General features: G+C 68.6%; 23 protein-coding genes and 1 tRNA gene. 17 read left to right on the forward strand and 7 right to left on the reverse strand.

What is annotated here, in order from left to right:
- A partial coding sequence (locus RWX87_RS02730; protein WP_314686674.1) for a serine hydrolase domain-containing protein occupies positions 1-931 on the reverse strand: 931 nt, incomplete at its 3' end.
- Between the two features lie 223 nt (positions 932-1,154).
- Here RWX87_RS02730 and tyrS point away from each other — a divergent pair.
- From tyrS to RWX87_RS02750, 4 genes are all read left to right on the forward strand, one after another.
- Positions 1,155-2,477 (forward strand): tyrosine--tRNA ligase, encoded by a 1,323-nt coding sequence (gene tyrS / locus RWX87_RS02735; protein ID WP_314686675.1) that lies wholly within the window; start codon positions 1,155-1,157, stop codon positions 2,475-2,477.
- 1,099 nt (positions 2,478-3,576) lie between these two features.
- Positions 3,577-4,434, forward strand: a complete 858-nt coding sequence (locus tag RWX87_RS02740) for a hypothetical protein (protein WP_314686678.1) — start codon at positions 3,577-3,579, stop codon at positions 4,432-4,434.
- A 14-nt stretch (positions 4,435-4,448) separates the two neighbouring features.
- A complete protein-coding gene (locus tag RWX87_RS02745; protein ID WP_314686725.1) occupies positions 4,449-5,516 on the forward strand; it encodes an HAD-IIA family hydrolase in 1,068 nt (355 codons plus the stop codon).
- Between the two features lie 310 nt (positions 5,517-5,826).
- Positions 5,827-6,651, forward strand: coding sequence for a TlyA family RNA methyltransferase (locus tag RWX87_RS02750; RefSeq protein WP_314686680.1), 825 nt, complete (start codon positions 5,827-5,829; stop codon positions 6,649-6,651).
- Here the strand turns inward: RWX87_RS02750 and RWX87_RS02755 are convergent.
- From RWX87_RS02755 to RWX87_RS02765, 3 genes are all read right to left on the reverse strand, one after another.
- Positions 6,648-7,325, reverse strand: a complete 678-nt coding sequence (locus tag RWX87_RS02755; RefSeq protein WP_314686683.1) for a hypothetical protein — start codon at positions 7,323-7,325, stop codon at positions 6,648-6,650. The genes RWX87_RS02750 and RWX87_RS02755 overlap by 4 nt on opposite strands.
- 256 nt (positions 7,326-7,581) lie before the next feature.
- Positions 7,582-8,235 carry a TrkA family potassium uptake protein gene (locus tag RWX87_RS02760; RefSeq protein WP_314686685.1) on the reverse strand — a complete coding sequence of 218 codons (654 nt, stop codon included), beginning with the start codon at positions 8,233-8,235 and terminating at the stop codon, positions 7,582-7,584.
- A gap of 71 nt (positions 8,236-8,306) precedes the next feature.
- Entirely contained in the window at positions 8,307-9,707 is a 1,401-nt protein-coding gene (locus RWX87_RS02765) for a potassium transporter TrkG (protein WP_314686728.1), read from the reverse strand.
- 418 nt (positions 9,708-10,125) lie between these two features.
- On the opposite strand from RWX87_RS02765, the gene RWX87_RS02770 reads away from it, so the two are divergent.
- The 3 genes from RWX87_RS02770 (at position 10,126) to RWX87_RS02780 (ending at position 13,683) form a co-directional block, all read left to right on the forward strand.
- Positions 10,126-11,094: an NAD kinase gene (locus RWX87_RS02770; RefSeq protein ID WP_314686687.1), complete on the forward strand. Its 969-nt coding sequence runs from the start codon at positions 10,126-10,128 to the stop codon at positions 11,092-11,094.
- The gene (locus RWX87_RS02775) at positions 11,087-12,895 is read left to right on the forward strand and encodes an AAA family ATPase (protein ID WP_314686689.1); all 1,809 of its coding nucleotides are present in this window, start codon (positions 11,087-11,089) and stop codon (positions 12,893-12,895) included. The genes RWX87_RS02770 and RWX87_RS02775 overlap by 8 nt, the downstream gene beginning before the upstream one ends.
- A 128-nt stretch (positions 12,896-13,023) precedes the next feature.
- The gene (locus tag RWX87_RS02780; RefSeq protein ID WP_314686731.1) at positions 13,024-13,683 is read left to right on the forward strand and encodes an HAD family phosphatase; all 660 of its coding nucleotides are present in this window, start codon (positions 13,024-13,026) and stop codon (positions 13,681-13,683) included.
- A 91-nt stretch (positions 13,684-13,774) separates the two neighbouring features.
- On the opposite strand, the gene thrC is transcribed toward RWX87_RS02780, so the two are convergent.
- Positions 13,775-15,277 (reverse strand): threonine synthase, encoded by a 1,503-nt coding sequence (gene thrC / locus RWX87_RS02785; protein ID WP_314686690.1) that lies wholly within the window; start codon positions 15,275-15,277, stop codon positions 13,775-13,777.
- Between the two features lie 298 nt (positions 15,278-15,575).
- Between thrC and RWX87_RS02790 the strand changes: the two genes are divergently transcribed.
- The 10 genes from RWX87_RS02790 (at position 15,576) to RWX87_RS02835 (ending at position 24,556) form a co-directional block, all read left to right on the forward strand.
- On the forward strand, positions 15,576-16,904 hold the full coding sequence (locus tag RWX87_RS02790) for a glutamate-5-semialdehyde dehydrogenase (protein WP_399552280.1): 1,329 nt from the start codon (positions 15,576-15,578) through the stop codon (positions 16,902-16,904).
- Positions 16,868-17,608, forward strand: coding sequence for a phosphoribosylglycinamide synthetase (locus RWX87_RS02795; RefSeq protein ID WP_399552279.1), 741 nt, complete (start codon positions 16,868-16,870; stop codon positions 17,606-17,608). Before RWX87_RS02790 ends, RWX87_RS02795 begins: the two co-directional genes overlap by 37 nt.
- Positions 17,609-17,727: 119 nt before the next feature.
- On the forward strand, positions 17,728-18,438 hold the full coding sequence (gene nadD, locus RWX87_RS02800; protein WP_314686734.1) for a nicotinate-nucleotide adenylyltransferase: 711 nt from the start codon (positions 17,728-17,730) through the stop codon (positions 18,436-18,438).
- Positions 18,439-18,537: 99 nt separating this feature from the next.
- Entirely contained in the window at positions 18,538-19,557 is a 1,020-nt protein-coding gene (locus tag RWX87_RS02805; RefSeq protein ID WP_314686697.1) for a ribose-phosphate diphosphokinase, read from the forward strand.
- 72 nt (positions 19,558-19,629) lie between these two features.
- Positions 19,630-19,703: transfer RNA gene (locus RWX87_RS02810), tRNA-Gln, on the forward strand.
- Positions 19,704-19,776: 73 nt separating this feature from the next.
- Positions 19,777-21,159, forward strand: coding sequence for a bifunctional UDP-N-acetylglucosamine diphosphorylase/glucosamine-1-phosphate N-acetyltransferase GlmU (gene glmU / locus RWX87_RS02815; protein WP_314686699.1), 1,383 nt, complete (start codon positions 19,777-19,779; stop codon positions 21,157-21,159).
- Between the two features lie 17 nt (positions 21,160-21,176).
- Positions 21,177-21,683 carry a ribosome silencing factor gene (gene rsfS / locus RWX87_RS02820; protein ID WP_314686703.1) on the forward strand — a complete coding sequence of 169 codons (507 nt, stop codon included), beginning with the start codon at positions 21,177-21,179 and terminating at the stop codon, positions 21,681-21,683.
- Complete coding sequence (locus RWX87_RS02825; RefSeq protein ID WP_314686705.1) at positions 21,676-22,401, forward strand: histidine phosphatase family protein; 726 nt, start codon at positions 21,676-21,678, stop codon at positions 22,399-22,401. Before rsfS ends, RWX87_RS02825 begins: the two co-directional genes overlap by 8 nt.
- Before the next feature lie 355 nt (positions 22,402-22,756).
- On the forward strand, positions 22,757-22,954 hold the full coding sequence (locus tag RWX87_RS02830; RefSeq protein ID WP_314686706.1) for a hypothetical protein: 198 nt from the start codon (positions 22,757-22,759) through the stop codon (positions 22,952-22,954).
- Between the two features lie 300 nt (positions 22,955-23,254).
- Positions 23,255-24,556, forward strand: a complete 1,302-nt coding sequence (locus RWX87_RS02835) for an alpha-amylase family protein (protein ID WP_314686736.1) — start codon at positions 23,255-23,257, stop codon at positions 24,554-24,556.
- Between the two features lie 36 nt (positions 24,557-24,592).
- Here the strand turns inward: RWX87_RS02835 and RWX87_RS02840 are convergent, their stop codons facing one another.
- Positions 24,593-25,600 (reverse strand): aldo/keto reductase, encoded by a 1,008-nt coding sequence (locus RWX87_RS02840; protein ID WP_314686709.1) that lies wholly within the window; start codon positions 25,598-25,600, stop codon positions 24,593-24,595.
- Between the two features lie 193 nt (positions 25,601-25,793).
- On the reverse strand, positions 25,794-26,198 hold the full coding sequence (locus tag RWX87_RS02845; protein WP_314686712.1) for a pyridoxamine 5'-phosphate oxidase family protein: 405 nt from the start codon (positions 26,196-26,198) through the stop codon (positions 25,794-25,796).
- Between the last annotated feature and the right edge of the window lie 207 nt (positions 26,199-26,405).

Below are 26,405 nucleotides of genomic sequence, written 5' to 3' on the forward strand. Positions count from 1 at the left end.
GTCCCCGACTCGATCCGGACCTCAGCACCGGGGGGATGGGGGTGTGGCCGGTCTGCATGATCCGTCGCAGACTCGCGGGAAGCACCTCGTCGTGAACGTGGCTGCGGACCGCATCATCGAAGGCCGCGGCCAGCCAGCGGTCCCATGCCGCCACGTCCTTCAGCGAGCTGATCACTCCGCCGATGACGCTGAAGGCGCCCGGGGCGGTGAAGGTCTCCTTCTCCCACGTCCGCGGCCGCTCCTCGCCGGCTATCGCGGGAGCTGCGTGGCATCCGGTGATGAGCAGCCCGGCGGGCGTTCGGCGAAAGTCGTAGGTCGTGTCCGCGAGGCCCAGAGGTCGCATGATCCGCGATTCGATGTACGCGGCGGGCTCCTCGCCCGTGATCGTCCGGATGATCCGGCCCAGTACCGCATACCCGAGGTTGGAGTACTCGTACGCCTCGCCCGGCGAGAACACCGTTCGCACCCCGCGCCGGAGCAGCGCCTGCAGATCCTCGGGGGTCATGGACTCCTGGCGGTCGGCCCACGCGTCGTCGGTGGCCAGCCCGGACCGCATGGACAGCAGGTCGGCGATGGTGATGCCCGGGTCGTCGTCGCGGAAGCGGGTGACATGGGACATCTCGGGAACGATGTCGGCCGCCGCCTGGTCGAGATGGAGCAGACCGTCGTTCGTCAGGCGCAGTATGGCCGCGGCCGTGAAGCTTTTGCTCATCGAGGCGATGCGAAACCTCAGACGCTGCAGCTCAGCCGCGTCCAGCCCCGCCGCGTCCGGTCCGCCGCCGGCGACATGGAGGATTCCCGACCGGTCGAAAACGGCGTAGACGTACGAGGGGGCCCGCCCTTCGCGGACCAGGGACCCCATGATGCGGTCCGTCTCGGCGAGCGCCGCGTCTGATGGCCCGTCGTCGTCGGTCCTCTGCGATGGACGCATGCACCGTCCCCCTTTCTTGCGTTTCCCGGTCTTTCCGCCGTCGGCGTCAGGCCGGGCATGAGTGTACCTCCGCCTCGTTTCACGGTGCGGATGTGTCTGACGGTGCTTGATGACCCGCGCGTGGGGGTTTTCGGCGTCCTCGTCCCCCACTCGTCATCGGGTAAGGTGGTGGTGCCCGTTCCCGTATGGAACGGGGTGGAGAGAACCAGGGAGATGCTTGCGTATGGCCCATGTCACCGACGCCGCCGAGGCCGGATTCGATTCGCTTCTCGAGGAGCTCCAGTGGAGGGGGCTGGTCGCGCAGTCCACCGACCCGAAGCAGCTCGCCAAGGCACTGGCCGGCGGTCCCATCACCTTCTACTGCGGATTCGATCCGACGGCCGCCTCCCTTCATGTGGGCAATCTCGTCCAGCTGATCATCATGCGGCATCTGCAGGCCGCCGGGCATCATCCCATCGCCCTCGTCGGCGGCGCCACGGGTCTTATCGGCGACCCGCGCCAGAGCGGGGAGCGCACGCTCAATCCGAGGGACGTGGTGGCCGGATGGGCCGACCGGCTGCGCGCGCAGATCGGCGGGATCCTCGAAACCCACGGCGACAATCCCGTGCGCTTCGTGAGCAACTACGACTGGACGGCGTCCATGTCGGTCATCGACTTCCTGCGCGACGTCGGGAAGAACTTCCGTCTGGGGACGATGCTGTCCAAGGACGTCGTGGCCCGGCGGCTGAAGTCCGAGGACGGCATCTCCTTCACCGAGTTCAGCTACCAGGTGCTGCAGGGCAACGACTTCCTCCATCTGTATGACGCCTATCACTGCACCCTGGAGATAGGCGGCTCCGACCAGTGGGGGAACCTCACCTCGGGGCTCGATCTCATCCGCAAGGTGCGCGGCGTGACGGTGAACGTGTTCACCAGCCCCATCATCACGGACGCCCAGGGTCGCAAGTTCGGCAAATCGGAGGGCAACGCCGTCTGGCTCGACCCGGCGATGCTCAGTCCCTACCGCTTCTACCAGTTCTGGTTCAACCGTCCGGACGACGAGGTCGTCGGTCTGCTGCGCGCCTTCACCTTCCTGCCGAAGGCGGAGATCGAGAGGCTCGCCGAGGATGCGAAGGAGAATCCGGGCGCCCGCGAGGCGCAGAAGGCCCTCGCCTGGGAGGTCACCTCGCTGGTGCATGGCGAGGAGGCCACGCGTCAGGCCATAGCGGCCTCGCTGGCGCTTTTCGGACGTGGCGGGGATCTGAAGGACGTCGATCAGGCCACGCTCGAATCCGCTCTCGAGGGGCTTGGAACGGACGACGGCGAGGGAGGCACGCGGTTCGCGACCGCGGAACCGGGCGTCCGCGTCACGCAGGCCGGGGTCCTCGCCGGACTGTTCCGCTCGGTTTCGGAGGCCCGCAAGACCATCGCCTCCGGAGGCGTGTATCTCGACAACGTCCGCGTCGGGGACGTCGACGCGGTCATCGGGGAGGACGACTTCCTCCACGGACGCTTCGCGCTGCTCCGTCGCGGAAGGAAGTCCCTCGGGGTCATCGGCAGGGGGTGACGCGCGTCCGCGGACCGAGGGACGATGGAGGGACATCGCGCTCCGCATCCGGACCGCAGCCGCGTGGAACGTCCACCTTCGACCATCGCGCGGAGGAAAATCGCCGGTACGCATTCGTCAGCAAAGGAAAGACATGGCTCAGGAAGAACACCACTCATCACAGGATGGGTCACCCAGAAGGCCCCGCGCCTCGCGTGGTCCGGGATCGCGCTCGGGCAGGGGATTCCATCCCCGTGGCCGGTTCCGTCCGCCTGAGGACGGCGCATCGGACGCCGGTCGCGACCGGCGCGACTCTTTCCGCGGTTCCTCGCGGGACTCCGGTCGCGACGATGGCCGGGACGGACGACGCTCGGGATTTTCCCGGGGACATGCCTCCGGCGACCGCAGGACGGGATCCCCTCGTTTCCATGACGGTCCCCGAAGCGACCATAATCCGCGTCACGGATCGGGGGGAGCGGGATACGGTTCCCATCGGTCCGCGCACGACGCGGAGCATCGAGGTCCATGGCGAGGGGACTCCGACGGCGAGCGTCGGCGATCCGACCGGTTCCATGGACGGCCGTCGCATGACGGACCGCGCCGTGAGGACGGCCGTCGTCCCTGGCGGGACCATGACCGTCGCCGCGACGACCGAGGCGGCTCGCGGGGCGACCAGGGCCCCGAACGCCGTTTCCATCCCCGCTCCGAGGGTGAGGGACGTGCCGATGGGAACGGCGAGCGTCGTTCCGGGGGGTTCTCCGGACGTTCCCGCTTCGGCTCGGGTCGTCCGCGTTCCGGTCAGTCCGAGCGCTACGACCATCGGGATCATCGCCGCGACGGGAACCGTGAGGACGGTCATCGTCGCGATGAGCGCCGGTATGATGACCGGCGTCGCGAGGGCGGCGCGGCATCGGACGGCGAGCGTCGTTCCGAAGGATTCCGGGCGGGTCGACCCGGCGGCTTCCATGATCGCCGTCGCGACGACGGACGCTTCGGACGTGACGACCGACGCGGGGCCACGCCACGCCGCGGCGTTGAGGAGCCTGAGTTCCCCTCGCAGAACCCGTACACCGATAGACGCCCCGGAGAGCCCCGCATGCCCCGCGGCATGGAGTGGTCCATGCTGTCCAAGGAGGACAGGGAGCGTCTGAGAGGCCTGTCCAAGGAGCATGCGGAGAACATCGGCCTGCATATCCTCGCGGCCTACGCGTTGGAGACCGATGATCCCAAGGCGGCGCTCGAGCATGCCCAGTGGGCGGCGCGTCAGGCCTCGCGCATCGATTTCTCGAGGGAGACGCTTGCTTTCGTCGCCTACCGGCAGGGCGAGTATCGTCTGGCCCTGCGCGAGTTCCGCACCGCCCATCGGATGAACGGCTATCCTGACTATCTGCCCTTCATGGCGGACTGCGAAAGGGGTCTGGGGGAGCCGCGCAAGGCCATCGACATCGCCTGCTCCGACGAGGGTCGCACCCTGGACGGCGAGTCGAAGGCCGAGATGTTCCTCGTGTACGCGGGGGCGATGGCCGATCTCGGGCTCTGGGACAAGGCGGCCGCCGCGGTCCATGAGCTGGGGCGGGCGCGGGGGCTGTCCGGAGAGTACCGGATGCGGGCGGTGCAGGCCGAGCAGTACTTCCTCGAGGGCGCCGGACGCAAGGAGGATGCGGCGGCGCTGGATGCCACGCTGGACGAACTCGAAGCGCGGTACGCCGACGAGGACGAGGATGAGACCTCGCCAGAAGAGGTCGTCATCGACTACGATCTGGAGCGCCTGTCCCCGGAGATGTTCGAGGACGCGGGCATCGACCCCGCCGACGCCGTCTATGCCGAGAAGGGCGATGATTCGGCCGGTGCCGAATCCGAGACTTCGGCGCCGGATCCGGTGGCGACATCCGATGATCCGGACGTCGTCGATGCGGTACCCGCGGATGAAGGGGCCGACGCAGGAACGGAGGCCGCCGGGAACGGGGAGGTGGAATAACCGTGACGCCGGATATGACGGATCGCCGTGACGGTCTGCGCGGATGCGATGAACCGCTGAGCCATGCCTATGGCCTGGCGCTCGTCGATCTCGACGGCGTGGTCTATCGCGGCGGACAGGCCGTGGAGCACGCCGTCGACTCCCTGAGGCGAGTCATCGCCGAGGGGATGGCCGTGGAGTACACGACGAACAACTCCTCCAGACGTCCCCGCGTGGTCGCCGACCAGCTCAGGGGCTTCGGGCTCGAGCTGGACGACGAGGACGTCATCACCTCCTCCATCGTCGCCTCCCGGATGGTGGCGCGTCGGCTTCCCGCAGGCGCACGCGTGCTCGTGCTCGGAGCGGATCATCTGCGCGAGCAGGTCGCGCAACGGGGGCTGGTTCCCGTCGATTCGGCCGACGACGCGCCGCAGGCGGTCATCCAGGGCTGGTATCCCGACATCAGCTGGCGCGAGCTTGCGCAGGCGTCCTTCGCCGTGGAGCGCGGGGCGCGGTACTTCGTGACGAACCTCGACCTGACCATTCCCCGGGAGAAGGGCATCGCGCCGGGATGCGGATCGCTGATACGGGCCGTGATCGGTGCCACGGGCGTGAAACCGGAGGGCTCCGCGGGAAAGCCCGAGGCCGCCATGTACGACGAGGCGAGGCTGCTGGCCGCCCATGACGGACGCACTCCCGTCGCGCGCGAGCGCTGTCTCGCGGTCGGGGATCGTCTGGACACCGACATCGAGGCGGGGGTCCGTGGAGGATACGACTCGCTGCTCGTGCTCACCGGGGTCACGGACCGTTCTGGACTGCTTCGTGCGCCGCGCGGTCTGCGCCCCACATACGTCGGCGTCGATCTGAGGGCCTTGGTCGAGCCTCAGCCGGTGCCACGCCTGACGGCCGAGGGCGACGGCGTCTGCGGCGGCGCCCGCGCCCGGAGGAGGGGCACGGGCATCGAGGCGTCCGGGGGCTGCGCGACGGATCGCCTTCGTGCGGCCTGCGTGCTGGCATGGAGTCTGACCGACGATGGCGTGCATCCGGAGGACCTCGTCCTTCCGGACGCCACCTGCTTCGAGGATGCCGGGGAGGCGTCGTGAGAGATGAGTCGCCCTCGTCGGAACCCGTCCCCGCGGACGGTTCCGTCACGGCGGGTCCCGTCCCGTCGGGGATAGGCCGCGGAACCGATGCCGGCGAGGACGTTCTGGATGCGCGTCGCGATAACGGGTCCTCCGTGCTCCGTTCACTCGATCCGGAGGACTCCGAGACCTGCATTCGTCAACTGGGAGGCATCCTGAGCGGGCTCACGCGTCGCTTCGAGGATCTGCGCCGTGATGGGGGACGTGACGAAGGGCGCCACGGTGGTGGTTCGGGCGACCACGGCCGGGGTGGCCGTCGCGGAGAGCGCCGATGACGGACGACGGGCGGTGCGGGCCGACGATCCGGCTCGACGTCGCGCTCGCCGCTCGGGGCCTCGCGGTCTCTCGCACGAGGGCCCGGCGCCTCATCGAGGAGGGACGCGTCCTGGTCGACGGGCATGTCGAACGCCGTCCGTCGACATCCGTATGGTCCGGACGGTCGCTGGAGCTCAGGAACGGCGACGACTACGTCTCGCGGGGCGCGCTCAAGCTCGTCGGGGCCTTTGAGGCCTTCGCCTCGCACGGGCTCCGGGATCCTCGGGGTCTGGACTGCCTGGACATCGGCGCCTCCACGGGAGGCTTCACGCAGGTCCTGCTGCGTCGGGGCGCGCGGCGCGTGGTCGCCCTCGACGTCGGGCATGGGCAGCTCGACGCCCGGCTGGCCGGCGACCCCCGGGTCGTGGAGATGAGCGGCGTGAACGTGCGCGATCTCGAAGCCGGCGATCTGCCCTTCCGTCCGGCGATGGTCGTCGGCGACGTCTCGTTCATATCCCTGCGCTATGTGCTTCCGGTGGCGCGCAGGGTCATCGCCGAGGTCGGCGATGCGGTCCTGCTCGTCAAGCCGCAGTTCGAGGTCGGCAGAGGCCGGCTGGGGAGGCATGGGGTGGTGCGCGACCCGCAGGAGAGGCTCCGCGCCGTCGACGGGGTCGTGGACGCGGCCGAGAGGGAGGGATTCACGGTCGTCGGGGTGGCTCCGTCCCCCATCGAGGGGATGCACGGCAACGTCGAATACCTGCTCTGCCTGAGCGTCGGACGGGCCGCGCCCGGCGTCGGCGCGTCGACCTGCGGGCAGGGGGGCGTCGGCACCGTCTCCTAGGACCCGATCCGACGCACCCGTCTTCTGTCGCCCTCCACGATGAGGACCGAGGACCGGGAGTCCCGCGTCAGGCACTCGGTGAAGCGTGCCGTATGGACATGGCTTCCCGCCGCGAGCACGACCTCGCGCCCCTGCACGTTTCCGCAGCGCATCGAGACGAGACGCACCGTCGTCCCCGTGACCTCCGACGCCCTGCTGCCCTCCCGATATCCCTCCATCCCGGGACGTGACAGCAGGATTCCCTCGAGGGGATGCACCTCGACGACGTCCAGCCCCTTGAGGCTGCGCGTCCTGACCGTCCCGCTGATGCGGACCTCCCGCGCGCGCACGGACTGCGGGGCGTCGAGCATTCCTCTGACATGAACGTCCCCCGAGCACTCCACACGCCGGGAGATCTTCGCCGTTCCGGTGAGCTCAAGCCGGGAGCACAGCACGTCGCCGTCGACCCTCAGGACTCCGTGGCCTCTGATCTCACCGACACGCATGACCCCCACGCAGTCGATGCATCCGGCGCGGATGAGCAGGTCCCCGCCTCTGCAGTCCCCGCATCGCAGGAAGCCGTGGACCTCCAGACGACGGAAGACGACCCCCGCGTCCAGCGTGGCGCGTCTCCGGACGATGATGCGGCCGTATTCGCCGCGCGGGACGTCGCCCGCATCGATGGTCAGATCCATCGGTCATCACCCCCGCGTTCGCCGCTGCGTATGCGGACCCCGCGCCCATCCTCCGGATGCGTGCCCTCTCACACGCTGAATCCCGTGGGCGCCGTTCGCTCATCCGCGTGGATGGAGCGTATGCTCCCCTCACATACTGAATACCAGATTCCTGCGGTTCCCGTCCAATGCGTCGGGAGACGACCCGTGGGTCCGGGGATCGCACCGGTCATCGCGTCGTTCCGGCATCGCGTCGCCCGACGCCGGCCTTCGCCGGTCAGCCGCGCATGAAGCGCGTGATCTGGTCCTGCGTGCCCATGAGGATGAGCTCGTCGTCGCGATGCATCACCAGGTCGCGCGAGCCGTAAGCCAGCTCCCGTCCGCGGGACTTCACGGCAACCACCGTCACTCCGAAGCGCTCATGGACCTTCGCCTCGCCGATGGACAGGCCGGCCGCATGGGCGGGCGTGCGGATCTTGACGACCGTATGAGGGCCCTCGATCTCGATGTAGTCGAGGAAGTCGCCGGAGACGAGATGGCCGACGCGGTTGCCCGCATCGGTTTCCGCGTTGATGATGTGCCGAGCCCCGATGCGCTCGAGGATGCGTGCATGCTCCCTGGAGACGGATTTCGCCCAGATATCCGTCAGACCCTCGTCGAGAAGGTTACCGGTGGTGATCACCGACGCCTCGACGCTGTCACCAATCGCCACGACCGCCGTCGTGAAGTCCTTCACGCCGAGCTGCTCCAGAGCAAGCGCGTCCGTGGCGTCCGCCTGCACCGTGGGGATGACGGAGGACCAGCGGTTGACCAGCTCGGCGTCCCGGTCCACGGCGAGCACGTCCTGCCCCAGGGAGTCGAGCGTCGAGGCCACGGCCGCTCCGAAGCGTCCGAGCCCCACGATCAGAACGCTGCGATCGTCTCTGCCCATGTTCCTTCCTTTCGATGTTGGTTCCGTTCCCGCCGGTGTGACGTTGTCGCCCGGGGCGGCCGGCGTGCGCCTCATCCTACGGCGATGGATTCCGTGGGATAGCGGACCGATTCCGTCAACGAGGGTCTGTTGATGGCGTAGGCGATGGTCATGGGACCGAGACGTCCGACCACCATCACCGCGGCGAGAAGCATCATGGCTCCGGGTTCGTCCGCCCGCACCACGCCCGTCGTGTATCCGCCCAGACCGAAGGCCGAGCACGCGTCGAACAGCGCGTTCGTCAGCCTGCCTCCGGTCATGAGCATCAGGGCCAGGGCCGACGAGAGGACGAGAGCGAGACAGGACGTGGTCACGCTCACCGCGGTGATGAGGGTGCGTGAATGCAGACGTCGTCCGAAGACGTTGACCTCCCGGTGCCCCGTGAAGGCCGCACGGCAGATGAGAAGCACCACCGCGAAGGTGGTCACGCGGATGCCGCCCGCGGTGGACGTGCTGCCGCCTCCGATGAACATCAGCGCGCTCATGACGACCTTGGTCGGTTCGCTGACCTGCGGAACCCAGGACGGATCGAAGCCGGAGGTCCGCGGCATGACCGCCGCCGCCAGCGCATGCCGGAGCCTCGTCGACGTGTCGGCGTCCCGGAACAGCGCGGGATTGTCCCATTCCACGGCGAGGAACCACACCAGGGAGAAGATTACGAGCGCGGCGGTGGTCACCAGGGTGATCTTCGTATGGAGAGACCAGCGACGTGGGGGGATGCGGCGTCGAACCGCCTTCAGCAGGGTGAGGAGCACGGGGAATCCGAGGGTTCCGGCGAAGGCGCTGAGAAGGATCGGCAGACCCACCGCCCAGCTGAGCACATGCAGCCCCGCGCCGTCCGGGGTGAAGCCGGCGTTGTTGTAGGAGGCCACGGCGAAGAACAGCGCCTGCCACAGGGTCAGTCCGGCATCGCCTCCGTTCGTCCTCCACAGTCCGGGCAGCAGGGCCAGGAAGGTGACGAGCTCGATGCCCAGTGCGGTGACCGCCATCAGCGTCAGAACGTCCCGGATCTCGCTGAGCCGCGTCGTCCCCAGCTCCTCGGCGGTGAGAAGACGCTGGGACGCCTTCATATGGCGGTTCACCGCGATGGTGATCATCGAGGCGAAGCTCATGACGCCCAGCCCTCCGAGCTGCACGGACAGGAGGATGACCGCCTGGCCGAACAGCGTCCAGTGCCAGGCCGTGTCCACCACGGCCATTCCGCACGTCGACAGGGCCGACACGGCCGTGAACAGCGCCACGCTCGGCGAGGTGGACATGCCGGCGGCGGTTGCGGCCGGAAGCAGGAGCAGCAGCGTCATCACCACGATGAGCGCGCCGAAGTAGGCGATGGTGAGACGTCCGGGATGGGCGAGGATGCGCGACAGGTCCCGGCGCCGGAGTCGGCGTCGCGGTCCGGGCGCCGGAATGGGACGAGGGGAGGGATGCGGCATCCCGCGTCCGGCCACGCGGTGATGGAAGGGCATGGATGCGATGCGGCGACGACGTGGAACGGGTCGTGGCATGCGATCATCCCCCTCGTCTCCAGCCTCGTCCCCGGGGTCGGCGGACCCCCGTGGGATGCGCCGCACCCATGCCGTCGGGTCCTCGCGTGGGGTCCTCGACGCCGACCCGGGTCGTCAGCCATTGTAGGCGAGCAGGGCGGGTTCTTCGGATTTCCTCCATGTCCCGGTCCCGGCGTCGCTTCCACACGACCCTGGGGATCCCGCGCCATCCATGCCCTCTGAGGCGGATTCCGTCCTCGTCGCGGGAGACGTCCTACCATGGTGTCGTCCGGTCGCGGTCATCCATCCGCGGCCGTATCGGGAACAGGTCCGTGCATGGGCCTTATGGAGGATCGGGGACGGTCGTATGGCGGGAAGACGGCATGCGGTGGTGGTGACCCACACGCGGCTGCGCGAGCATGGCTCGCTGGTCTCCGAGGCGGTGGAGCGGCTGCGCTCGACGGGGTTCCGGGTCACCATCATCGACAATTCAGAGGCCCCCGCCTTCGGGGGCGCGTCACCCGTGGTGGACGAGGACACGGAGATCGTCGTCGTTCTCGGCGGCGACGGGACCATCCTGCGGGCCGCCGAGCTCGTGCACTGCACCGAGGTGCCGATCCTGGGCGTCAATCTGGGGCATGTGGGCTTCCTCGCCGAGTTTGAGAGCTTCCAGATCGGCGAGGCCATCCGGCGTGTCGCCGAGCACGACTACTCCATCGACGAGCGCATGATCGCCCATGTGGACGTCTGGCTTCCGGGAGCCGACAAGCCACTGCGCGACTGGGCTCTCAACGACATCACCCTCGAGCGCGACGAGCAGGGCAGAATGGTCGAGCTGTCCATCCGCGTCGACGACGTCGAGACGAGCTCCTTCGGATGCGACGGGGTCATCGTCTCCACTCCCACCGGGTCCACGGCCTACGCCTTCTCCGCCGGCGGGCCGATCATCTGGCCGAACGTCCGCGCCCTGCAGCTCGTCCCGCTGGCGGCGCATGCGCTGTTCGCGCGGCCCCTGGTCATCGGCGCCGACTCGACCTTCACGATCGACGTGCTCGAGGATTCCGTCTCCGACGGATGGATCTGCTGCGATGGGCGTCGTCAGTGCTCCGTGCCCCGCGGCACGCGCATCGAGGTGAGAGTCTCGCGCGACACGCTGCGGCTGGCCAGACTCTCCGGCGTTCCGTTCACCCGGCGTCTGGTGACGAAGTTCGACCTTCCCGTCGTCGGCTGGAGGGAGCAGGCCCGAACGGGCCGGCACGGCGGGGGCGTGGTGGGCGATGCGATGAAAGGCGGCGTGTCCGCCGGCTCTCCGGGGTCGGAGGCCCGCGATGCTTGAAGAGCTTGAGGTTCGCGACCTGGGGCCGATCCGCCACGCTCTGATCGAACCGGCGGCGGGAATGACCGCCATCACCGGTGAGACCGGCGCCGGCAAGTCCATGCTGCTCGAGGCCATCCGTCTGGTCTCCGGGGGTCGCACCGACGCGGGGCGGGTCTCCGCTCACGCGGAGGGTTCCTGGGCGCAGGCCGTGTTCCGCGAGGATTCCGGAGGGCGTGCCGTGGCCGCCGCCCGCGAGGCCGGCGCCGAGGTCGAGGAGGGGGAGCTGTTCCTGACGCGATTGGTTCCCGTCTCCGGACGGTCACGGGCGCTGCTGTGCGGAAGAACCGTCCCCCGCGCGGTGCTGTCCGCGATCGCCTCGGAACTCGTCGTAGTCCACGGACAGTCCGACCAGCTGCGCCTGGCCTCGTCCATCCGTCAAAGGGCCCTGCTGGACGCCATGCCGTCCGTGCTCGCACCCCGCGCTCGCTACGACGAGGCGTGGGCGGCGCTCAGCGGGGCGCGCGGAAGGCTGTCGGAGACGATGGAACGTCAGACCGCGACGCGGCAGCGCATCGACTATCTGAGGGACTCCCTGGAACGCATCGGACGCGTGGATCCGAAGCCCGGTGAGGACGTGCGGCTGCGGGACAGTCGCACTCGCATCGAGCATGCGGCGGCGATCGCTCAGGGAGTGGGCGGAGCCGTCGCGGCGCTCGATCCCTCTCAGCTCGATGGAGCCGATGACGCCCTAGGCGTGCTTGACCTGCTGGGCAGGGCCTCGCAGTCCCTGCGATCCATCCATATCGCCGATCCATATGACGGGGCCGCCGAGCGGCTTGACGCCCTCGCCGCGGATGTCTCCGACGTCGTTCTCTCCCTCACCGACCGCGTCGGGGGCCAGGAGGAGGGCGACCTCGACGTCATCAACGCCCGTATCCATGAGCTGGACGAGCTCGTCCGCCGATGGGGGCCGGGGCTTCAGGACGTGCTCGCCTTTCGCGACGCCGCCTCCGTGGAGCTCGAGGACCTTGACGCGGCCCCCGAGCGCATCGAGGAGCTCCGGCGGAGGGTCGCCGAGGGCCTTGATGCCGCGCGGAAGGCCGCGGACTCCCTTCATGACGCCCGTCGGAAGGTCGCGAGACGTCTGTCCGCGATGGTGGATGAGGAGCTCGGTGCTCTGGCCATGTCGGGGTCGAGCCTGGACATCCGCGTTGCGGGCCGATCCGGCCCGAAGGCGCTGGATGATTCGGGCGGCGACGATGTCGAGTTCCTTTTCACGCCCTTCCCGGGGTCGCGTGCGCTTCCTCTGGGGTCAAGCGCCTCGGGCGGCGAGCTCAGCCGCCTTATGCTCGCTCTCGAGCTGTCGACCGCGAGATGCCGCGGAAGGGCCGCCGAGCCGTCGGATGTCCCGGCGTCGGGGAAGCGAGCGATGGATCGCGGGATGATGAGTGGTTCGACGACCTTCATCTTCGATGAGGTGGACGCCGGCGTGGGCGGGCGGGCGGCCGTGGAGCTTGGTCGTCGTCTGGCCAGGCTCGCCGCGGACGCCCAGGTCATCGTCGTCACCCATCTCGCCCAGGTGGCCTCCTGGGCCGATCGGCAGATCGTCGTGAGCAAGGGCGTATCGGCCGCATCGACGGATGACGGGGACGGGGGAGGAAGAAACGCCACAGACGTGTCCGCGGTGTCCACCACGGTCGCGGTCGTGGAGGGCGAGGGACGCGTGCATGAGATCGCGCGCATGCTGTCCGGCGACGAGTCGCCCGCCTCTCTCGAGCATGCCCGCCAGCTGCTGACGGACAGCCGCAGACCGGACTGACGTCACGGTCCGGGGTCGGGACCACGGTGGGTCGGACCGCCATCGCCGTCGGTTTCCGTTTTCCGCCGTCCGTTGGCGTGCGATTGTGCGGATGCCGCCGGCTCGCCCGTACTAGCATGGTCCCCATGATGGCTGAGAACAGCGGCAAGGGGGCGATCTTCGACCTCGACGGCACTCTTCTCGACTCCATGGGGGTCTGGGACCAGGTGGACGTCGACTTCCTTGGACGGCGCGGCATCGAGGTGCCGCCCGACTACATGGCCAAGGTGTCGTCCATGCAGTTCCGACGGATCGCCGAGTACACGATCGACCGCTTCGGTCTGGATGACACGCCCGAGCGGCTGATGGACGAGTGGGACCGCATGGCCCGCGTCGCATACTCCACCGTCGTCGAGGCCAAGCCGCACGCCGTGGAGTACGTCAGGCATCTGAAGGACACCGGCGCGCGCCTGGCGGTGGCCACGTCCCTGCCGCCCGCCCTCCGAGGCCCGGCGATGGAGCATGTGGGTCTGGACGGCTTGTTCGACGCCGTGTGCAGCGTCGACGACGTGGACGACGCCGGCAAGGACCGCCCCGATGTCTACGTCCATGCCGCGGGGATGCTGGGACTTGAGCCGCCCGCGTGCACGGTGTTCGAGGATCTGCTGGAGGGGATTCGCTCGGCGAAGTCCGTGGGCATGACCGTGTGGGCCATGCACGACGACTCCTCGGACCGTCAATGGTCCTCCATCTGCAACGAGGCGGACGGCGTGCTCTTCGACTTCGACCACGCCCCCCGCGTTCTGTAGACGCCGTTGACGGCCTGCCGTGGGAGATCGGCTCACGCCGAATGGCCGAATGGAGCGGGGTCATCGGACTTCCGGCTGCGGGTGGTGGGGCTCAGGCCAGGCCGGCTGCGGCGCCGCGGACGAAATCCGTCATGCCGTCGACGGCCACGACGTCCGTGAAGCGCACGGGGTCCGACTCCAGCGAACGCAGCGCCTTCGGCGGAACGGTTCCGGTGGCCTCGGCCAGCGAGTCCATGCAGGCGAAGTCCGTGCCCACCGCATCCAGCCCCAGGGCGCGGCTGACCACCCGGGGGAACTTGAAGGGGCTCGCGGTGCTGAGCAGCACGCGTGGGACGTTCGGGTCGCGCGGCATCCGACGCATGACGAAGTATCCGCAGGCCGTGTGGGGGTCGATGACGTAGCCGTTGCGCTCCCAGCAGTCCCGGATGGCCGAGTCCACCTGGTGCTCGTCGGCCCACCCGCAGCCGAACAGCGCGCGGATGCGGTCCAGCAGCTCACCGGGGACCTCGAAGGCGCCCCAGCGTGAGAGGTCCGACATGAGCATGCTCACGAGGCGTGCATCCCCGTCGGACATGTAGTAGAGCATGCGCTCGAGGTTCGAGGACACGAGGATGTCCATGGACGGCGAGGTCGTCTCATAGAACGGGCGCCTGCGGTTGTACGTTCCTGTGGTCAGGAAGTCGAAGAGGACGTTGTTGCGGTCGCTCGCCACCACGAGATGCCTCACCGGCAGCCCCAGACGCTTCGCGTAGTAGCCGGCGAGCACGTCGCCGAAGTTCCCCGTGGGAACGACGAACTCCACTCCCTCGCCGGGGGTGACGGCATGCCGGGCGAGCAGCTGCGCATAGGCGGAGAAGTAGTAGACGACCTGGGGGACGAGACGGCCGACGTTGATGGAGTTCGCCGAGGAGAGCGCCACATGCGAGTCCCGCTTGAGGTCGCCGGCGAGGTCCCCGTCACCGAAGATGGACTTGACGGCGCTCTGGGCGTCATCGAAGTTGCCTCTCACGGCGCAGACGTGGACGTTCGACCCCCTCTGGGTGGTCATCTGCAGCTGCTGGATCTGGCTGACCCCGCCCTCGGGATAGAAGACGGTGATCCCCGTGCCCGGCGCGTCGGCGAAGCCGGCGAGGGCCGCCTTGCCGGTGTCGCCGGAGGTGGCGGTGAGGATCATGATCCGCTCGTCCGGGTCATCTCCGGCCGGGGTCGTGCGGGCCATGAGCCGCGGCAGGATCTGCAGAGCGACGTCCTTGAAGGCGCTTGTGGGACCGTCGAACAGCTCGAGCACGTAGTCCTCGCCGAGCGGACGCAGGGGGGTGACGGCGGGATCCGTCCACTGGTCGCCATAGGCGGCCTGGATGCACGAGTCGAGCTCCTCGGCCGTGTAGTCCGGCAGGAGGACCGATAGGACGCGCGAGGCGATGCTTCTGTAGTCCAGTCCGGCGAGGTCATCGATGGGCACCGTGCGCTCCCCGAGGGAGTCGGTAACGAACAGCCCGCCGTCCGGGGCCAGGCCGCGACGTATGGCCTGCTTCGAGGTGAGTGCATCGGTGGTGCTGCGTGTGCTGTGGAAGGTGTTCACGGTCTGCCTCATATCCTGCCTGGACCCTGCTTGGGGTCGTCGCGCGCCGCATGTCTTCTGCCTCCGCCCCCGTGCGACGCTCCGGGGAGGGCCGCACGCCGGTGCGTCGCCCCATCCGTGACCAGTCTAGTGAGGCGCATGGGCAGCAGGGGCCGGGTGGTCCGAACGCCTCCGAAGAGGACGGGTGGGGGCCGCCCGTGGTGGAGCCCGACGGTTCCGTCCAGAGCGGCAGGCCCTCCGTCTCCGCACCGGTCGTACAATAAGCGGCATGGATGAGAGCCGCCTGGACAGCGTAGGAGCCGGAATCGGCGTGGACCGCCCCCGTGTGGAGGGTCGAGCCGCCGGTCCGGCCCGTGGGGACGCGGATGTGCTGTCCGCCGTCTTCGCGCGGGCGGACGCGGCCGCGCGCGCCCAGGCTCCGCTGTCCCGGGCCTCCGCGGAGACGAAGGACGGCTTGCTTGATGACATGGCCGACGCGCTCGATCGTTCCGCCGCGGTGATCGCACGGGCCAACGAGGTCGATATGAATACCGCCCGCGAGGATGGCATGGATGCGGGACGCCTCGACCGTCTGCGCTTCGACGAGGACCGCGTCCGCGCCTCCGCCGACGGCGTGCGCCACGTCGCCTCCCTTCCCGACCCCGTGGGAGAGGTCGTCCGGGGCTATCGTCTGCCCAACGGCCTGCGGCTGACGCAGGTGCGCGTCCCCCTCGGCGTGCTGGGCATGATCTACGAGGCGCGACCCAACGTCACCGTGGACGTCGCGTCGCTGTGCCTCAAGTCCGGGAACGCGGCGATTCTCCGTGGTGGTCATGCGGCACGGCGCACCAACGAGGCGACGCTGGAGGTCATTGGCGAGGTGCTGCGCGACGATGGCTTCGACCCCGCCCTGGTGGCCACGGTCGACGACTTCGGGCGTGAGGGGGCCCACGCGATGATGGAGGCGCGTGGGCATATCGACGTCCTCGTTCCGCGCGGGGGTGCGGGCCTCATCCGCTCCGTCGTGGAGAACTCCCGCGTCCCCGTCATCGAGACGGGCGCCGGCAACGTCCACATCTACGTCGACCGCAGCGGCGACCTCGGCAAGGCCGTCCCCATCGTGCTCAACGCCAAGACCCAGCGTGTGGGCGTGTGCAACGCCGCCGAGAAGCTGCTCGTCCATCGTGAGGTGGCCGAGGACTTCCTGCCGCGTCTGGCGGGGGCGCTGGCCGACGCGGGCGTCGAGCTGCGGGCCGACGATGTCGCCTATCGCATCATCGAGGGGGCCGACATCGCCCCCGGGAGGCTGAGCCACGCCGACGCGGCCGACTGGGACGCCGAGTATCTCGCGCTGAGGATGGGCGTGCGCGTGGTGGATTCCCTTGACGAGGCCATCGCGCACATCAACGCGCATTCCACCGGGCACACCGAGTCCATCATCGCGGAGGACTACTCGGCCATCGAGGAGTTCACCTCACGCGTCGATTCGGCGGTCGTCATGGTCAACGCCTCGACGCGGTTCACGGACGGCGGGGTGTTCGGATTCGGCGCCGAGCTGGGCATCTCCACCCAGAAGCTCCACGCCCGCGGTCCCATGGGACTGCGGGAGATGACCACGACCAAATGGATCGGATACGGCATGGGACAGGTGCGGCGATGACCTTGGGAGAGGGGCCGGACAAGGCCGCGGCCGGGTCCGGGGCGGACGTCCCGCTCGTGTCCTCCGGTTCGCGTGCCCAGGCCGCCGACCGTGGAGTGGACGTGGACGACCCCCGCCTTCCCATGCGACTCGCGGCCGAGCGTCTGAGCACGGTGCGCTACGTCTTCCTCGTCCAGATCGAGGACGGCATCGCCTCCGCGGACGAGCAGGCCTCGCTGGAATACGCCGACGCGGTGCTGATGGGCTGGCCGGAGGAGGACTCCGACCAGGTCCGGGATCCCCCCGAGGACTCCGACGCCCGACGCGGCGAGCTGCTCGAGGCCATGGAGAGGCATATCGCGACCTTCCGCAACATGGAGCATGAGGGCGACCTTCCAGGCATGGCCGACACCCTCATCCGCATCACCGACCAGGTCGCGGGGATTCGGCGCATCTATCAGCCGTCCTTCGAGCTTCCGACCTTCGCCGAGATCCGGCGCTTCGTGCAGGGTGAATGGGACGAGGCCATGGGCCGCATCGACGCCGACGAGACGGATTCCGCGGCACGTCGTCTCGAACGCGACGTCCATGACGCCGATGCGAGATCCCATGGCCGTGACGTCCGGGATTCCGACGCGCAGAGGGAGACCGGGGGGCAGGGACACGGGAGGGACGGAGCCGAGGAGGGACCGGATCCTTCCGCCGCGGACGGCGACCGATGGTGATGGCCATTCGCATGCATGAGGCCGTGGAAACGGCCGCGGAGCTCGGATCACGCCCGGGGGGGAGAACTGATTCCGCAGACCCGCCGGGTCTCGCCGATGCGGCATCCTCCGCCGATCCGATGAGAGGCGAGGCCGACCCATCGCCCCTCGTCATCCCCGCGGGCTCCGCCCGGCGCATGTCCGAGCTGTCCCTGGAGGCTGGTGACGCCGGAAGGGGGAGACGCTCGGCGAGAGGACACTGGCATGCCCGGCCGCGGATCGGCATTATGGGCGGCACCTTCGACCCCATCCATAACGGGCATCTCGTCGCGGCCTCCGAGGTCGCCTGGGTGTACGACCTCGACGAGGTCGTCTTCGTTCCCACCGGGCGTCCGGTCTTCAAGCTCGACAAGAGGGTCACCAACGCCGAGGACCGCTATCTCATGACGGTCATCGCCACGGCCTCGAACCCCAAGTTCACCGTGTCACGGGTCGACATCGACCGCCCTGGCGTCACCTACACCATCGACACGCTTCGGGACATGCGAGCTCTGCATCCCGACGCCGACCTCTTCTTCATCACCGGCGCCGACGCCGTGGCCGAGATCATGCGGTGGAAGGACGCCGACGGCATGTGGTCCCTGGCGCGCTTCGTCGCCGTCACGCGTCCCGGCTACTCGAGTCCGGAAGGCGTGAGGCTGCCGGCCGGGCGAGTCGACACCCTGGAGATCCCCGCCCTGGCCATCTCCTCCACCGACGTGCGCCGCCGGGCCTCGCAGGGCGAACCGGTGTGGTACCTCGTCCCGGACGGCGTCGTCCAGTACATCGCCAAGCACGGCCTGTACCGGTGAACGGGCGCTTCGGTGCCGGATACGAGCCGTGTCGGCACCGTCGCCGCGGCTGACTACGATGGGTCCGGTCAGCGTCAATGACCAACGTATGGAGACACGGTGAGCGCAATCCTCGAGGGAAAGCCTGATAAGAATCTCATACTCGTCACCGGAAGGGCCCATCCGCGGCTGGCGGCCGACGTCGCCGGGCAGCTCGGCATCGACGTCCTGGAGACGACGGCGTATGACTTCGCGAACGGCGAGATGTACGTGCGCTACACCGAATCCGTCCGAGGCGCGGACGTGTTCGTCCTCCAGAGCCACTGCGACCCCGTGAACAAGTCCATCATGGAGCAGCTCATCATGATCGACGCGCTCAAGCGCGCCTCGGCCCGGTCCATCACCGCCGTCTGCCCGCTGCTCGGGTACTCCCGCCAGGACAAGAAGCATCGCGGCCGCGAGCCCATCTCCTGCCGTCTGGTCTTCGATCTCCTGCGCACGGCCGGCGCCGACCGGATCATGAGCGTCGACCTGCACGCGGCCCAGTCCCAGGGCTTCTTCGACGGGCCGGTGGACCACCTCATCGCCATGCCGGTGCTCGTCGACTACATCCGCGACCGCTTCTCGGACGAGCTGGACAATGTCATCGTCGTCTCGCCGGACGCCGGACGCATCCGCGTCGCCGAGCAGTGGGCGCAGCGCCTCGGCGGCGGTCCCCTCGCCTTCATCCACAAGACGCGGGACATCACCCGGCCCAACATGGCCGTCTCCAACCGCGTGGTGGGGGACGTCAGGGGACGTGACTGCGTGCTCGTCGACGACCTCATCGACACTGCCGGCACCATCGCCGGCGCGTGCGGCGTGCTTGAGGAGGCCGGCGCCCGGTCCGTCACCGTGGTCGCCACCCATGGCGTGCTGTCCGGGCCCGCGGTCGACCGGCTGAAGAACTGCGGCGCCCGGGAGATCGTGCTGACCGACACGGTGCCGATCGGTCCGGAGAAGCGCTGGAACGGGCTCACGGTGCTGTCCATCGCCCCTCTGCTCGCCAGCGCGATCAAGGCGGTGTTCGAGGACGGGTCCGTGGCCGAGCTCTTCGACTCCTACCCCGAGCATCACGGGCAGGGCTTCCTCTTCGCCTGAACCGCGTATGGACGCCGTCGGGGTCATGCCCCCTATGGCATAATGACAGCTTGGCGGAAGCGATCCCGCCGATCCCCCATGGTGTAATGGCAGCACACGGGTCTTTGGAACCCTTTGTCTTGGTTCGAATCCAGGTGGGGGAACCACAGCAGGCCGGACGGTCCGGTCCGCGACCGGGGAACGGCCGGTGCCGCGTCCCCAGAGGGGAGACCGACCGTCATGGTCCTGTCCGCCGCTATCGTCCTCGCCGCAGGAGAGGGCACCCGCATGCGCTCGTCGCGTCCGAAGGTCCTGCACACGCTTGCGGGGAGGACCTTCCTCTCCCGCGTCCTGTCGGCCGTGCGTGGACTCCGTCCCGCTCGCACTGCGGTCGTCGTGCGTCACCAGGCCGACCTCGTCGCCCGGGCCGCCCTCGACTCCGAACCGCAGGCCGTGATCGTCCGTCAGGACGACGTGCCTGGCACGGGACGCGCCGTGCAATGCGCCATCCGCCAGCTTGACGCCGATGGCCCTCTTGACGGCCCGGTGCTCATCGCGGCATCCGACATGCCGCTGCTGGATGCCGGGACGCTTTCGCGGCTCCTGGAGTTCCACGAATCCGGCGACGACGTCGCCACGGTGCTCACCACCGTCCTCGACGACCCCACCGGCTACGGGCGCATCATCCGGCGCGCCGACGGGCGCGTGCTGCGCATCGTCGAGCAGAAGGACGCCAACGGCAGCGAGCTCGCCGTCCACGAGGTGAACACCTCCGTGTACGTCTTCGACGCCTCGGTCCTGCGCCGGGCCGTCGCCGGCCTGGACTCGCGCAACGCCCAGGGGGAGTTCTATCTCACCGACGCCCTTGAGTCCGCGGCGTCCCTGGGACCGGTGGGAGCCGTCGCCGCCTCGGACCCGCTCGCCGTCGAAGGCGTGAACGACCGCGTGCAGCTGTCCGCTCTCGCACGGGCCCACAACAGGCGCGTGTGCGAGCGCTGGATGCGCGAGGGCGTGACGATACCCGATCCGGACACCACGTGGATCGACGACGAGGTGAGGCTCGCCCAGGACGTCACCGTGCTGCCCGGCTGCTTCCTGCAGGGAGGCACCGTCGTGGCGCGCGACGCCGTCGTGGGACCCTACACCACGCTTATCGACGCGGTCGTCGACGAGGGCGCCACGGTCGAGCGTTCGCGCGTGCAGGGCACGCATGTCGGCCCCGAGGCCACCATCGGCCCCTGGACCTATCTGCGTCCCGGCAACGAGCTGGGACGGGGGAGCAAGGCCGGAGCGTTCGTCGAGATGAAGAAGGCTCATATCGGCGACGACACCAAGGTGCCCCATCTGAGCTACGTCGGCGACGCCGACCTCGGCGAGCACACGAACGTCGGCGGAGGCACCATCACCGCCAACTACGACGGCGTCCACAAGAACCACACCCGCATCGGCTCTGGTGTCCATGTGGGCGCGGGGAACCTCTTCGTGGCGCCCGTGGAGGTCGGGGACGGGGTGACCACAGGCGCCGGCTCCGTCGTCCGGCATGACGTGCCCGACGGCTCGATGGTGTATTCCGAGAACACGCAGCATGTCGTCGAGGGCTGGAAGCCCGCCTGGGAACGCTGAATGGGAGTGATGCCGAGATGACCGCGCAGCAGGAATCCATCGACGTCGTGCGCATCGCCGCTGGGGCCGCGGACAGGATGAAGGCGGAGGATCCTCTCGCCTACGACGTCTCCGTGCCCATGGCGATCTGCGATGCCATGCTCATCGTCTCGTCCTCCAATGAGCGCCAGACCCTGGCCATCGCCGACGAGATCGCCAAGGACCTCAATCTTCACGGCGGTCGCCGTGAGCCTCGTGACGTGGAGGGGCGCGACCAGGGACGCTGGGTGCTGCTCGACTACGGCGACGTCATCATCCATGTCATGCTGCGCGACGTGCGTGACTTCTACGGACTCGAACGTCTCTGGGGGGACTGCCCCGAGATCGGGCTCGGTCTGGCGGATCCGGTGAGGGCGTCGGATGCCGGCGGTGCGGGCGAGGGCACCCCGGATGCATCCGTCGATGATGGCGGCGATGGGTGCCGGGACGCCTCCGCGTTCGATGCCACCGCGGTCGACGGCGCGACGAAGGCCCTCGATGACTGAGCCGCGGAAGACGCATGTGCGCGCCATCATCCTGGTGAGGCATGGGCGCACCGCCTACAATGCGGCCGGACGTCTGCAGGGGCAGATCGACATCCCCCTTGACGAGGTGGGCGCCTGGCAGGCGCAGCGCACCGGCGAGGCCCTCAGGGAACTTTACGTACGGGGCGCGGCCTTCCGCGAATCCTCGCCGCTGCGCCCGCTCGTGGTCTGCTCCGACCTGGGACGTGCCGAGAGCACCGCGCACGCCTTCGCCGATCCGTTGGACGTGGACGTCCATCCTGACCCTCGCGTCAGGGAACGGGGCTTCGGGGAATGGGAGGGCATGCCCGTCGACCAGCTACGTCAGCGCTTTCCCGAGGACTTTCGCCTGTGGGCCGAATTCCGCGGCGGGGAGCTTCGGCATGGCGCCGAACCCAAATCCGCTGTCGGCGAGCGCGGCGTGAGGGCTCTGGCCGACTGGTCGGCGAAGGGAGGGGACGGCGACGTGCTGGTCGTGTTCTCCCATGGCGCCTGGATCGCCCAGACCCTCCAGACGCTGCTGGGACTCGCACGCCTCGATCCCGGCATGGCGTCGCTGCCGTCCATGCGCAACGCCCATTGGGCGCGGCTGGCGCCGCTCGACCTGCCTGAGGAGCCTCTGCGCTGGAGGCTGATGGACTACAACCACGGCCCGGCGCTCGCCGACACCCCATGCTGGGAGCATCCCTTCGAGGACTGATCTCCGACGACGAGCAGCTCGATGAGCGTGAAGCCCTTCTCGCCCTTCCCTCATCGTTTCCGGCGGCCGCCCCCACGATGAGACGTCTGCGGAGGGATATCCGAATCGCGTCCGTCGGGATTCAGCCCGGCGATGAACGGGATGCATCGCGCAGGGAGGGCCGGCGCGCGCCTGATACGCTCGGGGAATCGCCGGCGAACGGCGATGACGGCGGATCTGCTCCCGCGTGCACGGGAACGGTCTCTGCGCCTCCTGCACGGTTCAGGCCGGTCATCCTTTTCATTCAGACGGAAGTCCCCGGGACCAGGATGCCGGCGGTGACGCCTCCCGGGGCGTTCGACCCGAAGGAGGGTCCATGGACATCATCAGTGATGCCGGCGACGTCGCCGGCAGCGTGGCACGACACATCCGCGAGAAGGCGGCCGACGCGGCGGAGAAGGCGTCCGACGCTTTCGATGGGGCCAAGGCCGATGCGAAGGTCGCCAAGGCGAAGGCCGACAGGGATTCGACGAAGGCGAAAGGCAAGGCGCGACAGGCCCTGAGAGAGGAGTAGACGCGCGGGGATCCTTGGAGGTTCCAGAATTTCCCTCTGAGTCCGGAAGCCCGAACTTTCGTGGCGACGGCTTCATGCGATGTCCGGCCGGATGTTCCTCAGGGACACCGGCCGGTCGTCTTCGCGGAGGGACGGCCGCCCCCGTCGGGGATGGGTTCCCGTGACGGCCGTGCTAGGCTGTTCGCAGCCTGACGGCGGTAAGGACGGATGCCCATGGATGAGCCAATCGTCGAGGGTCCGATCGTTGATGGCACAGGACCATCCTCCATCGTGGAGGAATCCCTTCCTGCGCATGAGGGGATGAACGGGACGGTGGATGTGAAGGACGTCATCTGGTGGCAGGTGTATCCCCTGGGATTCACCGGGGCTCCCATACGACCCGATACGGACGCGCAGCGGGCCCCCGCCCATCGTCTGCGGCGTCTGATTCCCTGGCTGGACCATATGACCGATATGGGATTCACCGGACTGCTGCTCGGACCCATCTTCTCCTCGACGAGCCACGGCTACGACACGGTCGACCATTTCTCCATCGATTCCCGTCTGGGCGATGACGACGACTTCGACGCCCTGGTGCGCTCCTGCCATGCCCATGGCATCCGTCTGATGCTTGACGGCGTGTTCAACCACGTCGGCTCACGTCATCCGCTGTTCCTTCGGGCCCTGGAACGCTGCCGCGAGGGGAACGGATCCGGCGACGGCCTGTTCCGCATGCGGCGCCGCGACGACGGAGGCGTCGACTATCCGATGTTCGAGGGTCATGCCGACCTGCCGGAGCTTGACCACGATTCGCCCGCCGTCGCTTCGCTGGTGCATGACGTCATGGAGCACTGGATGCGGCGCGGGGCGGACGCCTGGCGCCTTGACGCGGCGTACGCCGTCGCGCCCGCCTTCTGGAGCCGTGTCATTCCGCCGGTCCGTGAGGATTTCCCCGACTCCTGGTTCCTCGGGGAGGTCATCCATGGCGACTATGCGGGCATCGTGGACGTCTCGGGCATGGACTCCGTCACCCAGTACGAGATGTGGAAGGCGGTGTGGAGCAGCCTGGAATCCGCGAACTTCTACGAACTGGACTGGTGCCTGAAACGTCATGACGCCTTCCTCGGCTCGTTCGTGCCCCAGACCTTCATCGGCAACCATGACGTCACCCGGATCGCCAGCCGCGTGGGGGAGAGGATGGCCGAGCTCGCGGCGGTCGTCCTGTTCACCGTCGGCGGCGTGCCCTCGGTGTACTACGGCGACGAATACGCCATGACGGGCGTCAAGGAGGATCGCTTCGGCGGCGACGACGCCATAAGACCCGCATTCCCCGACGATTCGGCGTCGATGGGCGCGTCCCCCGACTCCGAACGCATGCTTGGGCTGTACCGTGCCCTTGTGCGGATGCGTCGCGACAGGCCCTGGCTGACGCGGGCCGTGACCGCCCCGGTGAGCGTCGATAATCGCCGCTACGCGTATGACAGCCTGGAATCCGAGGAGCATCTGAGCGCCGGGAGCGTTTCGCGGCGCTCTCTGCGGGTGGAGCTCGGTCTGGACCCCGCCCCCTGGGCCAGAATCGGGGAGGCGGGTCACACGATTCTGGCCATCGGTCCGCAGGGCTGAGCGTTCGACGGAGCCTGTGGTCGGGACGCCCGATGATCAGGCGTAGGGCTGCGATGCTCGGTTCAGCGCGGCGACGTCCTCCTCGTCGAGGGTGAGGGTGGCCGACTCCAGAAGGGCGGGAAGCTGGCCGGGGACGCGGGCGGAGGCGATGGGTGCGGCGACGTCCGGACGCGACCGCAGCCAGGCCAGGGCCGCGGTGGCGGGGGAGACCCCGTGTCGGCCGGCCACGGCGTCCAGAGCGTCCACCACGCCGAAGCCCTCGGGCGTCAGGAAGCCCGACACCATCCCGGCCCTGTCAACGCCCTCGGCGTCCCGTGCCGAACGATACTTGCCGGTGAGGAAGCCCGCCGCAAGCGAGAAATAGGGGAAGACGGCGAGGTCCTCCCGACGGGCGACCTCCCGCAGCGCGGATTCGAAGTCATGCCTGTGCACAAGGTTGTAGTGCGGCTCGAGGGCGACCGGAAGCGACAGATCGTTCTCCCGGGCGATGCGGAACCATTCGGCGATGCGGTCCGCGGAGTAGTTCGACAGTCCGATGGCACGGACCTTGCCGGCCTTCACCAGCGCGTCGAAGGCCGCGGCCGTCTCCTCCAGAGGCGTCGAGGGGTCGTCGAAATGCGCGTAGTACAGATCGATCCTGTCGGTTCCCAGACGCAGAAGCGACTCGTCGGCGGCGGCGGCCACCGTTCCTGCGGACAGGCCCTTGTACTGGGGGTGCTCGCTCACCTTCGTCGCGACGAGCACCCGGTCGCGTCTTCCTGAGGTCGCCAGCCAGCGGCCGAGGATGATCTCCGACTCCCCGCCGGAATGGCCGGGCGCCCATGAGGAGTACATGTCCGCCGTGTCGATGAGCGTGCCTCCCGCGTCGGCGAAGGCGTCGAGGACGGCCCGGCTGTCCTTTTCGGAGCTCGTCCATCCGAAGGTGTTGCCGCCGAGGACGAGGGGAAGGATGCCGGTGGACGATCCGTCGGCGAAGCGCAGGCTCGCCGAGCGGGCGGCCTTCAGGGAATCGGATGCGGAGCCGTGCGTGGCTGATGTGGTCATGAGTCCTCCTGGGCTGGGATTGTGACGTGTGCCTCCGGACCTCATGGGCCGGACGCCTCCATCGTGGCGCCGAAGAAGGATGCGAGGGACCGGTTCCGCTTCGGGAGAACCTTCGCCGTCCGCGGACCGCGGAACATGACGGGCGGGGCCCCTGAGGAGCCCCGCCCGTCGACCGGAGGGATGGGAAGTCCCGTCAGCCCTTGGCGATGGTCGTTCCGGCCTTGGCGCCGGCGGACAGGTCGTCGATCTCGGTGATCTCGAGCACCGGAACGACGGCGGGCTTCTTGGTCCCCTTCTCCTCGGCGACCTTCACCTGCGCGTCGTAGACGGCGTCGTCCTTGTGCAGCACGACGTTGCCGCGGAAGCGATAGCCCTTCTTCTGGGCGAGGTTCGCATAGGCGACGACAAGCGGGCTGCCGGCCTCGAGATTGCGGTAGTGCTGCCCGGCGGTGCGCTCGTGGTAGGCGAGATGGCTGTCGTCGAGCACGAACATCGACATCTTCGGACCGATGTTGAGCTCGCCGTCCTTGCTGATCGTGGTGATCCAGGCGAGGTTGTTCGCGATGAATTCCTTCATCTCCGGTGTGAGCGTTGCCATATCGGGGTCCTTTCCCTTGTGAGTGCGACCGACGACTCAAGATTATCGCCGGACGGGCCTTCGGGCGGACGGTGTGACATACCTCACCAATTCCGATGCCATCCGTTCTCGCATGCGAGCGCCGTGCACGCCCGTCTGGTCTCCACACGCCGGCGTTCGCGTGTTCGCCGCGGGCGCAGGATAGGCTGGCAGCAGCCGGTGACCTGA

This window comes from uncultured Bifidobacterium sp., from assembly GCF_963540075.1.
Classification (GTDB): Bacteria; Actinomycetota; Actinomycetes; order Actinomycetales; family Bifidobacteriaceae; genus Bifidobacterium.